Source organism: Streptomyces sp. NPDC004542 (assembly GCF_040610035.1).
Lineage (GTDB): Bacteria > Actinomycetota > Actinomycetes > Streptomycetales > Streptomycetaceae > Streptomyces.
Genome location: NZ_JBEXLP010000022.1, coordinates 1 through 12,409 on the forward strand (window position 1 = coordinate 1; position 12,409 = coordinate 12,409).

The 12,409-nt window shown below is 69.3% G+C and carries 7 protein-coding genes and 1 pseudogene; 4 read left to right on the top strand and 4 right to left on the bottom strand.

The features are described 5' to 3' along the window. Positions 1 to 257 precede the first annotated feature (257 nt). The 3 genes from ilvC (at position 258) to ABZX30_RS15080 (ending at position 5,155) form a co-directional block, all read left to right on the top strand. Complete coding sequence (gene ilvC / locus ABZX30_RS15070) at positions 258 to 1,256, top strand: ketol-acid reductoisomerase (protein WP_355933438.1); 999 nt, start codon at positions 258 to 260, stop codon at positions 1,254 to 1,256. Positions 1,257 to 1,605: 349 nt separating this feature from the next. After that, positions 1,606 to 3,096 carry a hypothetical protein gene (locus ABZX30_RS15075; RefSeq protein WP_355933440.1) on the top strand — a complete coding sequence of 497 codons (1,491 nt, stop codon included), beginning with the start codon at positions 1,606 to 1,608 and terminating at the stop codon, positions 3,094 to 3,096. Positions 3,097 to 4,102: 1,006 nt separating this feature from the next. Next, entirely contained in the window at positions 4,103 to 5,155 is a 1,053-nt protein-coding gene (locus ABZX30_RS15080; RefSeq protein WP_355933442.1) for a hypothetical protein, read from the top strand. A 193-nt stretch (positions 5,156 to 5,348) separates the two neighbouring features. On the opposite strand, the pseudogene ABZX30_RS15085 reads toward ABZX30_RS15080, so the two are convergent. From ABZX30_RS15085 to ABZX30_RS15100, 4 genes and pseudogenes are all read right to left on the bottom strand, one after another. After that, positions 5,349 to 5,513 (bottom strand): annotated as a pseudogene (locus ABZX30_RS15085) (sigma factor-like helix-turn-helix DNA-binding protein); the annotation flags it as partial. A gap of 385 nt (positions 5,514 to 5,898) precedes the next feature. Continuing rightward, positions 5,899 to 6,921, bottom strand: coding sequence for a hypothetical protein (locus ABZX30_RS15090; RefSeq protein ID WP_355933445.1), 1,023 nt, complete (start codon positions 6,919 to 6,921; stop codon positions 5,899 to 5,901). 198 nt (positions 6,922 to 7,119) lie between these two features. Beyond that, positions 7,120 to 8,310 carry a DUF418 domain-containing protein gene (locus ABZX30_RS15095; RefSeq protein WP_355933446.1) on the bottom strand — a complete coding sequence of 397 codons (1,191 nt, stop codon included), beginning with the start codon at positions 8,308 to 8,310 and terminating at the stop codon, positions 7,120 to 7,122. A gap of 275 nt (positions 8,311 to 8,585) precedes the next feature. Then, positions 8,586 to 11,450: a BTAD domain-containing putative transcriptional regulator gene (locus ABZX30_RS15100; protein ID WP_355933448.1), complete on the bottom strand. Its 2,865-nt coding sequence runs from the start codon at positions 11,448 to 11,450 to the stop codon at positions 8,586 to 8,588. A 261-nt stretch (positions 11,451 to 11,711) separates the two neighbouring features. On the opposite strand from ABZX30_RS15100, the gene ABZX30_RS15105 reads away from it, so the two are divergent. Then, positions 11,712 to 12,245 (top strand): sigma-70 family RNA polymerase sigma factor, encoded by a 534-nt coding sequence (locus ABZX30_RS15105; protein WP_355933451.1) that lies wholly within the window; start codon positions 11,712 to 11,714, stop codon positions 12,243 to 12,245. Positions 12,246 to 12,409: the final 164 nt, after the last annotated feature.

Below are 12,409 nucleotides of genomic sequence, written 5' to 3' on the forward strand. Positions count from 1 at the left end.
GGAGACGGTTCTCTTGGTCGAAAACCCATCTACCAGGGGCTTCACCATGTTGTCAGCCCAACGCCGCACCCAACAGCCAGGTTGGAAAGGGCTCACTGTCAAGCCGCCCGAAAAATGTGAACTGGCACATGGCCGGCGTACGTGTCATGCAGGGACGGCCGAGCGGAGTCCGAGACAGGGTCCGCACGCAGTCCGTCCAGACCTGTCAGCCTTTACGCAGAAGCTGAAATGCGCCTGCGCCCAAGGAGGAAACCGAAGTGGCCGAGCTGTTCTACGACGCCGACGCCGACCTGTCCATCATCCAGGGCCGCAAGGTCGCGGTCATCGGCTACGGCAGCCAGGGCCACGCCCACGCGCTGTCGCTGCGCGACTCGGGTGTCGACGTACGGGTCGGCCTGCACGAGGGCTCCAAGTCCAAGGCCAAGGCCGAGGAGCAGGGCCTGCGCGTGGTCACCCCGGCGGAGGCCGCCGCCGAAGCCGACGTCATCATGATCCTGGTACCGGACCCGATCCAGGCCCAGGTCTACGCGGAGTCCATCAAGGACAACCTCCAGGACGGCGACGCGCTGTTCTTCGGCCACGGCCTGAACATCCGCTTCGGCTTCATCAAGCCCCCGGCCGGCGTGGACGTCTGCATGGTCGCCCCGAAGGGCCCGGGCCACCTGGTCCGCCGTCAGTACGAGGAGGGCCGCGGCGTTCCGTGTCTCGCCGCCGTCGAGCAGGACGCTTCCGGCAACGCCTTCGCGCTCGCCCTGTCGTATGCCAAGGGCATCGGCGGCACCCGCGCCGGCGTCATCAAGACCACCTTCACCGAGGAGACCGAGACCGACCTCTTCGGTGAGCAGGCCGTCCTCGCCGGTGGCGCCTCCGCCCTGGTCAAGGCGGGCTTCGAGACGCTGACCGAGGCGGGTTACCAGCCGGAGATCGCCTACTTCGAGTGCCTGCACGAGCTGAAGCTGATCGTGGACCTCATGTACGAGGGCGGCCTGGAGAAGATGCGCTGGTCCATCTCCGAGACCGCCGAGTGGGGCGACTACGTCACCGGCCCGCGCATCATCACCGACGCCACCAAGGCCGAGATGAAGCAGGTCCTCGCAGAGATCCAGGACGGCACCTTCGCCCAGCAGTGGATGGACGAGTACCACGGGGGCCTGAAGAAGTACAACGAGTACAAGCAGCAGGACTCCGAGCACCTGCTGGAGACCACCGGCAAGCAGCTCCGCAAGCTCATGTCATGGGTCAGCGGAAACGAGTAGCCTTCCGCCCGGGATTGAGAAAGGCAAGTACAGAAGCCACGTTCCGAGCTCTTCGGGTCGCCTCAGGGCCGTCGCACGGTCATCCCGTCCGTGCGCAGACGGCCGGCTGGCTGCGGTCCTGCTTGCGGGAGGCCTGCTTGCGGGAGGCCTTGGTGGCGATGGCCGCACCGGCCTCCGCGGCGGCTGCCTGTCCCCAGGGACAGGTGGTCGGACAGCAGTGACTCACGAGAACGCCAGTGGGTCGAGGAGCGCGCCGGTGGAGGGACGGGGGCCACGGTGAACGTCGTGGATGACGCAGCCGTCGTACGGGGCGACAGACACTCGACGGACACGAACAGGCCAGCCGATCATGACCACCGCAAGCGGACGACACGACACCGACGGCCGTCGGAGCGGAGACGACGGCAGGGCGGTCCGGGAGTTCGTCGCCGCCCCGAAGGAGTTCCTGCGGAGCAACATGGTGTTGCTGCGGATGGCGGACGGCATGCGCGCGAGGAGCGCGTCGGGGCCGGGAGGTTCGGGGGACGCGGGGAGTTCGACGGTGGCCCGGGAGATGGATCACGCGGCCTTTCTGCGCTGGATGGACAAGCAGAACCGCCACTGGTTCACCCTGACAGCGCGTACGGCACCGGGAGACGGCCCCGGAAGCACGGGATACGTGCTGACGCCGGCCGTGGAGAAGTACGCCGAGGCGTTCCCTGGCGACCCGACTCTGGGCGCGCTGCTCCAGGGGCACTCCCTTCCCCCGGTCGGTCCCGCCGAGGACTACATCCCGGCGCACTACGTCCCTTACCTGCAAGGGAGTTCGGCGAACCCGGAACAGAACGTGGGCCATACCGTCGTACCGCTGGTGTCGTCGGCGGACTTCCGCGCGGACTTCGTCTTCACGGCAGCGATGAACGGATGCGCCCTCGCCGTCACCAAGGAGGGCGAGCGGGACGACTTCACCGCGTGGCACTACCAGTCCCCCTCGTCGAACCGTGCGGCGGCGGAGCAGTTCCGGTCGGAGGCAGGACCGGTCGACTGGTTCGGGGACGGGGAGTACCAGAGTCTGCGGCTGGAAGCGATCCCCGAGTCGACGAACCTGCTCTGGCGAGGTGGGCAGGGCTGGGAGTTCCTCAGCCAGGAGAACCACGCGGATTTCAGGAACTACGGCGACGTCCGCACCCATGGGACGACAAGCCGTCCGGTCCGACTCGAACCGGGAGAGGAGTGGCGGTACGTGGCACGGCACTACCTGCGCACCGTGGAGGAACATCTGGAGACGCTGCGGCGAGTTGAGCGAGACTATGTCGCCAAGTTGGGCGGGAGTACGGCCGATCTGCTGCTCAAGTCGTCGTTCGATCTGCTGAAGATGCGAACGGAGCGCGATGTGAGGTCCCTTCGAGGGGTGGGCGACGCGCGGCAACTGGCGCAGACCGCCGTGGAAATCCGGAACGACCACGAAGGCACCCGACGTGTGATGGCCCACTTCGACGACCAGCGAGTCAAAGCGGAGGAGAACACGCCGAAGGCGACTTCCTGGTTCCGCAGGCCGGCGAAAGGTACCAGGCCCGAGGCACAGTCCCGCCGGGCGAAGGTGAGCGGCTTCGTCTCCCGGCTGAGTGACGACGCCTGGATCTCGGCGCTGACCCGAGAGGCCCACGCCCTCACGACCCGCGCAGCTCCTTCCCGCCCCTCGTCGGCGCAGGCCGCCCCCGCGCAGAGCATCGCCGACGCGGCCCGCCGCCAGGTCCACGGCACCCAGCAGTCTCCCACCTCACAGCCGCCTCGGTCTCCGACCGCGCCCTGGGCGGGCAGCGGGGCCGCGGTCGGAAAGAGCCGGACCAGAGGGTTGTAGGCCGTCGCTGTTCCGACCGTCCGTCGTTACGGTTTGGCCGTATTCGGCCTCCGCCCCCACCGCGATCCCACCACCGGAAGTTCGTCCGCGAGCATCCACACACGGTGGCGGGCGCGGCGGTCGGCGCGTACCTCGGTGCCCCCGCCGGCCCCTGGGGATGGTGGGCGGCGCCCTGGTGGGCGCCGTGGTCGGTGCCGGGGCGCATGCCTACCTGGAGCGGCACGCAGCAAGCACGCCGGACACCAGGTCGGTACGGCGGTTCGGGGAGCCCGAGGAGCTGTGCGGACGTACGGCGTCCTGCCCGTGGCGGGCGGGGGAGCCGGATCCCGGGTTCCGGGCACCGGCGTGGCCGTCGGGCCGTGTCGCCGGCCTTCGGAGATGTCCTGGGGAGGACTCTGCGCCTCCGTGTGCTCCCCGGCGGCCACCTACGGCCGCAGCTCCGCCGACAGTTCACTCCCGGCTCCCGGATCCAGTTGATCGAAATTGAACTGCTGCGGCAGTGGGAGCCGTTGCCGAGCACGAAGAGAACCGTTCCCGGCGCCCGGGCGCGGGGACGGCCGTCGGGAGAGGTGGGAACGGTGAGCGGGAGCGTGGGTGACACCGAGAGGGACGGGCCCCGAGGGCATGGGGATCGCTGTGGAGGCCGGCGCGGAGGTGGGCGGCCGGGGCTGTCTGCTGTCCCTCGTCGCCATGGCCGTGGCGATCTCCTCCCCGCCAAGATCACCGGCATCATCCAGGGCGACCGGAACGGCGAGTTCGACCCGAAGTAGGTACCGGAGGGCATGGCTGACCCCATCAGCGAGGCGGGCGCGCTCCGCGTCGGCATCGGCCCGGCGGTCATCGCCGTCCACATCGACCAAGAGTCCGGCTTCCAGCACGAGTTCGCCACCCAGTGACGGTACTTCCCTGACGCCAGGCCACCTCTTTCGGAACACCCGCCCCGGACAGAAGTGGCCACGCGCGATTGCGCCGGGGACGGAACGCGAGTGACCAGGAGCGGCAGCACATGAGCAGAAGTGAGATGAAGGGGTACAGCGGCAGGACGGGAAGGCCGTTCGGAGTCCTGCTGGGGATGACAGCCGCCCTGCTGTTCGCCCTCATCGGCTGCCAGAAACCGCCCGCCGACACCCCGCGGGGGGTGGGCGAGTTCACCGAACCGGAGCCCTGGTCCTCGTCGGACATGGCTGCGGCCACCCCCTACGACATGCCGCTGCCCGACAAGGGCGACATCGACCCGAGGGAGTCCGATCCGGAGCCGAAGGCCGTCCCGGCACAGCCCGAACAGGCGCCCTACGTCGAGAACGCCGCCGTCCTGGGCAAGGTGTTCTTCGACACCCCGGGAGGCCACCGGGTCTGCTCCGGGACCGCAGTGACAGACCCTGGGGACCCCGGCGCATCGAGCCTGGTGTGGACGGCGGGCCACTGTGTGCACACCGGTCGGAGCGGCGCCTTCTACCGGAACATCGTGTTCGTGCCGTCATACAACAATGAGGCGCTGTCCGGGGTGAGCGGCACGGACAAGGACACGGGTGAGATCTCTCCGCTGGGTGTCTGGTGGGCGGACCGGGCAGCCGTCTCCACCGGCTGGGCACGGGAGGGGGAGGAGATCGGCGGGGCGGGCGCGGCCTACGACTACGCGGTCCTGCACGTCCGTCGCGCGGACGACCCCACGGCGTCCCTGGAGAAGGCCATCGGCTACGCGATCCCGGTGGCGCTCGACGCGCCGGCCATCGCCAAGATCCCCACCCTCAAGATCTGGGGGTATCCGGCGGAGGCACCGTTCGACGGCAACCTGCTTTTCTCCTGCCAGGACCGGCCGGGCCGATTCAACGTCGCCGAGAAGGACCCGACGCTGTACCGGATCGGTTGCACGATGAACGGCGGTGCGTCCGGGGGCGGTTGGTTAATCGGGCGGAACGACGGCACGCTCGCCCTCGTCAGCAACACCTCGGTCGGCCCGAGCAGCGCGCAGTGGCTTGCGGGACCCCGCCTCGGTGCCGAGGCGAAGAAGTTGCTCACCACCGTCGGCGCGGGCGCGGCGGATGCGAACGCGGGCTGAATTCGCCGAAAGGAGAGGGCACCGATAAGAGCGGGAGACCGTCCGCCGACAGCAAGGGCGAGGAGCAGCCGTGCCGCGGCGCCGGTAGCCCGGCCACCGACTGAGCACTACGTCGACCTGATCGCTCGTCGGTGTCGGACAAACCCAGTGCCGGCGCGCCGGGGAATACGTCCATGGGAATGGTCCCGCGTGGTCACACTGCCACCTTCCGCAGCTGAACATCATTGCCGGGCCTGCCCACATACACCTTGCGCAGGACCTTCAGCGCGTGATGCGCACGGGACTTGACCGTCCCCTCCGGGATACCCAGCCGGACCGCGGCCTCCGCCGCGCTGCGCCCGTGATAGTAGACAGCAATCTCGTCCGGAGTCACACACTCCCAACGCCACACCGAGCCCGGAAGACTCGCATCACCACAACCGACCTGACCAAGCACTACCAGGGGTGTGCGGTACGGTCCCGGGCGGCAGCCAGGTGCGGGATGGCCCGGGAGCTGTGGCCCTTGTCGCCCAGCACGTGCGCGGGGCCGTCCGGGGCCAACGCGGGGTAGGCCGGGACTGCGGGCGGTCGAAGATGCCGTCCAGCGCCCACCGGGGAGAGCGGGTGGGCAGCGTGGCCCACGGGCCGTACCGCTCTGGCACGTCCCGCCAGGCCGTCCACAAACTCCCCCTGGGCACTGGACGGTTCATGGCGACGAATCACCCGACCGTGATCCACCACCTGAGGTCATCGGAAGACACTGCCTACCGCGACTGCGCCCAGTCGTAGAGGCGGTGGGCGCTGTCACCGAGGCGCGTGGCGTAGAGCGTGGGGGCCGGTCCGCCCGCGAGTTCCTCGGTGGTGGTGGTGATGCCCACGACGGTGCCGGTGCCGGTGCGGGTGTCGAAGTGGGCCAGGTGAGGTCCACCGCTCGACCCGGCCGACATGTCGCAGGTCTCACCCCACAGCAGCGGGACCTTGGAACCAGGATGGCTCGTGCCCGCGCAGTGGATCATGCGGGATCCGACATACTTGTCCCCGGGGTCGTTGAGTCCGTAGTTCGGGTATCCGAAGGCATGGATGAACTCGTCCTCGACGGGCTGGCCGAACTCGATGTTTTGGCTTCCGGTGATGTCCGCGATCGGTTGTCCCCCGGCAGCCGGGTTCGCCACGAGGAGTCCCGCGTCGTAACCGGCAGCAGCGACGTCCGACGATTCCGTGGTGTCCGGATCTGCGTCCCAGCGGGAAGAGGTGGCCATGGTCCTGATGCTGAAGCCGCCGAGTGGCTTCGTCCCGTTGCGATAGCCGGGCACGAAGTAGAAATTGTGGTTCCAGGTGTCGTCGTCGGAAGGCGCGCCGACGCCTCTCAGACAGTGTGCTGCCGTGATGACGGTACTGCGGTTGGCGCTCGTGACGACCGTCGCGGTGCAGCTGCCGTCGTAGCCGTCGGCGAAGGTGAAGAACAGGCGGCCGACGTTCTTCTCCACCGCCCCGCCGTGAGTCCACACGGATCCGGAGTCCGGGGTGTTCGCCGGAAGCGGCCGCGGGTCGTCCGGCGTGTCGTCGTCCTCGGGTAGGGGGGTGATCTCGGGGACCATGGCGCCCGCCAGCTTCATCCGCTCAGGGCTCCAGTAGGCGTCGATCCGGTTGCGCTCTTGTGCGGTCGTGGCACCGGCGTGCGTGGTGGTGTCCGGTCCTGCCGCGCCACCGCTGCTGGACGACGGGTCGTGGGGTGCGGCGTTGGCGGCCGCGGACGGCGTGAACAGTGCGACGACGGCCGCCGACACTGTGACGGTGGTCCCGATCGCGCGGCGGAGGTTCCTGCTGGTACTGCCCTGCTGGCCGCATGGGCGATGACATGGTAGGGGCATGCGCCGGACAGTAGTCACGCAATGTCGGGAAGCGGTCAGGGAAGTGTGCAGACGGCGTCAGGCACAGCGCCGTTGCTTTATGGGGGTCTTGAGCTCGGCGAAGACCGCTTCCGCTCATCTGCTGACCGGCCCCGGCGCCGCCTGACGGCCACCGGTGATCCGTCGCAGCAACACCTCCGCGGGCCCGTAACGTACACGTCGCAACGGGCCTGCGCTGAGAGCGAGTTGGGCTGCCCACAGCGCCACGCAGCCGCAGGCCAGCGCGGCCGGGCCGACGGTACCGTAGCGGGCGAGGCCGTAGCCGGTGAAGACAAAGGCCAGGACTGCGGACTGGCAGAGGTAGTGCGACAGGGTCATGCGGCCCGCCGGTGCGAGTACCGCGGCGATCACCGGGCCCCGCCTGCCACGCAGCAGCGAGAGCAGTACCGTCGCGTAGGCGGCGCTGAGCAGGGGCGCGGTGAGGATGTCCATTGCCTGGCCGAGGTAGTAGTAGCGGGCGTCGAAGGGGCCGTTGCTGCACATCGCCGTGAGAACGCCTCCCGACAGTCCGATCAGCAGACCTACGGCGAGCCAACGACGGCAAACGGGTGACTTTGGCGTGCGGCGCGCGGGGTCCAGCCAGCCCCGGCGGCCCGCGGCGAGGCCGGTGAGCATGGCGGTGAAGAGATGCGGGCCGTAGAGGAGGGCGCCGGTGAACGCCTGCCGGTAGGCGGCGACGTTCGCGTGCACGATCGCACCGGCATCACCCCGGTACCAAGAGGTCTGGCGGGCCACGAGGAGCTGGTCGGCGGCCTGTCCGGGGTCGTCGAGGCTCAGCGCCAGTACGCCGACGACGGTGAACACCGCGGTGAGGAAGAGGACCAGGGCCCCGGCCGTGTACAGCAGGGCCCGTGTGCCGAGCCCCCGCAGGACGTAGAGGAGCGCGCCGAGAACGGCGTACGTCATGAGGATGTCGCCGGGGTAGAGCAGGACGGCGTGGGCGAGGCCCAGCAGGAACAGGCCCGCCAGACGGCGGGCGTGACGGCGGGCGAAGGGCACGCCGTCGTGGGCCGCCGCCTCCTGGAAGACGAAGCTGTAGCCGAAGAGGAACGCGAAGAGCAGATAGAACTTGGTCGTGAACAGGGCCGTGATGAGCCAGGTGGCCGTCCGGTCCCATGGGGGCACGGCCGGTCCCGCCGTCAAGGTCCACACTCCGGCGAGGACCGGGGCGTTGACCATGCAGATGCCGAGCAGGGCGAAGCCACGCAACACGTCGATGTGCGGCAACCGTGGCGGGGAGACGGTTCGTGTCAGGGTGCCTCTCATGGCAACCACCTACGGCTGCGGCTCGGCGCGCGGTTCACTCAGGCACGCGGGCCGCGCGCGGATGGGGGGATCGACGTCACCCCCGTCGACCTGGACGCCGCGCACATCCGCACGCGAAGAAGTCGAGTCGGTGAACGACTCGGCCGCCGCGGTGGGGATCGAGTGCACCACGTCCTGGCTGTCCGGCTACCGGCACCTGATCCCTCGCTGCGAGAGAACCCTCGCGACTACCTCGCGATCTCCTGTACCCGCGGGAAATCCGTCCTGCCGGTCTCTCAGCCGGTTCCGCTGCGGTGGCCCTCGCTGATTGCCAGCCGGTCACGGAGGGATTCGGCATCGGCGTGGCCGACCTCGTCCATGATGGTGAGGGCCTCGGTCCAGGCTCTGCGGGCTGCGACCGGGTCGTCCGCGCTGTGGTAGGTGTCGCCCAAGCGGGTCAGGGTGCCTGCGGTGAACCAGGGCAGGTCGCCCTGACGCCGGTACAGGCCGAGGGCGCGCTCGAAGGCGGTAACGGCCTCGGCGTACTGCCCGAGGTGGTGATGGGCGTGGCCGATGCTGTCCCAGGTGTGGGCCGCGTTGAGGTCGTCGCCCAGTTCCAGGCACAGGGTCAGCGCTTCCCGGCAGTGATCGAGGGCTTGGCGGTGTTGGCCGAGCAGCACGTGGTTCCAGCCGACGGCGTTGAGCGCCGACGCGATCGACGTGCGGACGCGTGCTCTGTCGGATGCCTGGCCCTCACACACGCGGAAGAGTTTGAGGGACTGCTGGGCGGCGTCCAGGGCGGCGTCCAGGTCACCGCTTTGCTCCACCGCCCAGGCCAGAGTGCGGTAGCTCTCGGCGGCTGCTCGCACGTCGCCGACATCGGTGAAGAGTTCGATGGCTCGCCGAGCTTCGGCCGCCGCCTGGCCGAAGTCCCCGAGGCCGGCTGTGGCCAGGCCTAGGCCGCGATGGGCGTAAGCCTGGGCGGCCGGGTCCGCCAGTCTGCGCGCTGAGTCGAGGGCAGCTCGCTGCATGGCTTCCTCGTCGTGCCAGCGGCCCCGCAGATGGAAGTGGTTGGCGACGGCCCAGGCAAGTTGCCACGTGTGGGTGTCGTGGTGGTGGGTGGCTGCCTGCGTCACGGCTGTGGTGAGGACCGCCTCTTCGGCGGTGAGCCAGGCCGTCGCCTTCGCCCCGTCGCCGCCGAAGTCCTCGGGTTCCACTCCCTCGGTTACCGGTGACAGCGGGATGAGCACGCGGGCACGGTTGGTGAGTCCGGCGGCCCCATGGGCGGTGTGGAGGTAGTGGTCGAGCACTCGGTGCCGGGCGGCCCGGACGTTCATGGGACGTTCGACGGACTCGGCGAGTTCGGCGGCATAGGCGCGGAGCAGGTCGTGGGAGGTGTAGCGGCCGGGTACGGACTCGTCGAGGAGATTGGCCTGGACGAGCTGGGTGATCAGGCGCCGGGTGTGCGCGAGGGGGCGGCCGACGAGGCTCGCGGCCGCGGGCGCGGTGATGTCGGGGCCGGAGTGCACGGCGAGGAGGCGGAACAGGCGCGCCGCCTCGGGGGCGAGAGCTTGGTACGACCACGAGAACACGGCGCGCACGTCGGCCGCGGTGTCGCTCTCGTCCTGAAAGGCGTCCAGGTCAGCCGCGCTTGCGCGGAGTTCGGCCACGAGGGCTGCGAGGGGGAGATCGGTGCGGACGGCTGCGCGGGCGGCGGTGACGGCGAGGGCGAGCGGGAGGCGCGCGCAGCGGATGATCATCTCGTCGATGGCGTCCGGCTCCGCTTCCACTCGGGCGGCGCCAAGGCGTCGGGCGAGCAGGGCACGTGCCTGGGCGGGGGTGAGGACGTCGAGGTGGAGAGGGTGAGCGCCGTCGATGGCGACGAGGCCGGTGAGTTGGTTGCGGCTGGTGACGATCGCAAGGCAGCCTGCGGCTGCCGGCAGCAGGGGACGTACCTGGGTGGCGTCCCGGGCATTGTCGAGAAGCAGGAGCAGCCTGCGGCCCGCGAGATGCGTGCGGTAGGCGGCGGCGAGGGCGTCGAGATCCTGGGGCAAGGTACGGAGGTCGACGCCGAGGGATGCCAGAAGGGTACGCAATGCCTCCTCGGAGGAGAGGGGCGCACCGACGGGGTCGAAACCGCGCAGGTTCAGGTAGAGCCTTCCGTCGGGGAAGCGGTGGGCGACGCGGTGGGCCCAGTGCACGGCGAACGCGGTCTTGCCGACGCCGGCCGTGCCGGCGATCGCGCTGACGACGACGGTGCCGTGGGGTGACAGCGATGTCGCCTGAGCGAGCTCGGCTTCTCTGCCGACGAACACCGGCAGCGGCGGAGGTAGCTGGGAGGGGGCCGGAGCGGCGGGCGGAGCGGGCGCGGACGTCGGGCCGGGCTGGGACGGTGGGTCGAAGAGGCCGGGGTCAGCTCGAAGAATGCGCTGGTGAAGGGTCCGCAGTGCCGGGCCGGGATCGACGCCCAGTTCTTCGGCGAGCAGGGTTCGTGCCTCCTGGTAGGTGTCCAATGCTGCGGCCTGTCGTCCCGAGCGGTAGTAGGCGAGCATGAGCAGTTCACGGAAGCGCTCGTCCAGAGGGTGTTCGACGACCAGTTCGGCCAGTTCGGCAGCTACCTGCACGGAGGTACCGATGTCCAGCTCAGCGGTGAGGCGGGCCGCCGTGACGGACAGCCACATCTCGGTGAGACGGTGACGCTGCCGCTGGATGTGCTCGCCGCGGAGTCCGGCCAGCGCGGTGCCGTGCCAGAGGGCCGCCGCCTCCCTGAAGAGGTTCGCCGCCCCCGCGAGGTCGCCCTCGCCCCGAGCACGTTCGGCCCCGATACTCAGTTCCCGGAACCGACGCAGATCAAAGTCGCCCGGGATGGGCAGCTGGTAGCCGTCTCGGACGGAACGGATCAGGGGTTCCGCAGAGTGTGCGCCTGCCTCGAGGGCTTTACGAAGCCGGTGGATATAGGTACGCAGGACGGCTGAGGCGGAGGGCGGCGCGTCGGTTCCCCACAGGGCGTCCGACAGACCGACGGTCGAAACCTGCGCGCCCTCCGCCAGCAGTAGTACGGCGAGCACGGCGCGCTGCTGCGGCGAGCCGAGCGGGATTTCGGTCAGGCCGCGCCAGGCCCGGACAGGGCCCAACACCGAGAACCGCAATGGCTGTTCCACCGTCGAAGTCTCTTCCCGATCGCCGTGCACGAGGTTCAGTCTCTCAAGCCGGGGAGCCTACCGAGCCGAGAGGTTGGGCGATCCGAAGGGCGAGGACCGGAAGGGGGCGCCGAACGCGACGGCGGTCAGCGTCCTGGCCCCACTCTTCAGCCGTCAACAGGTCATCAACGGCACGTATACAGGCGGCTGGTTGCCTTGGTCGAGCCATGACGACCGCCGAAGTCGGCGGCGTCGCCGTTCCGCCCCAGAAACTCGATGAACATGCCTGACGCGGCACTCGCGAACCCCGCCCTCGGTCCCAGCATGCTGGACGACCTGATGGTCAAGCATTCCTCCGCCGTCATCGCCTACGCGGAGAAGATTCTCCGGGACCGGCATCTCGCGGAAGACATCGCCCAGGAGGCGTTCATCCGGGCCTGGCCGCACATGGAGCGACTCTGTTCCACCGCGGGGTCCATCCGCGGGTGGCTGCTGACGGTGACACGTCACCTGATCATCGATCGGTCACGGAGTTCCATGGTGCGCAACGAGGTCGTCGGTGCGGACGAAACACGTGCCACGGACCACCGGGCGGAGGTGCTGCCGGACCATGCCGAATCCGTGGCCACGTCCATACATACACTCGCGCTCCTGCACGATCTCTCCCCCGAGCACCGGAGAGTGCTCCTCCACCTCTATGTGTTCGAGCACAGTCTCCGGGAAACCGCCGATCTGATCGGTATACCGGTCGGCACCGTGAAATCTCGGCACCACTACGCGCTCAGCGCCCTCCGCTCGAGGCTCGCCGCGGAGTGACAGACGCCCGTGTCGCCGAGCACCGCGCGCTGAAGACGGACGCTACGGACCACTGAACGCGGCCACAAGCCGCCGGTCGGACCGTGGCAGGTGGACGACAACGGCCGGCCCCAGGTGAGAGGCCAGGCCGAGAGACCTAAGCGGTCGGTTCCCTTGAGCTCTTG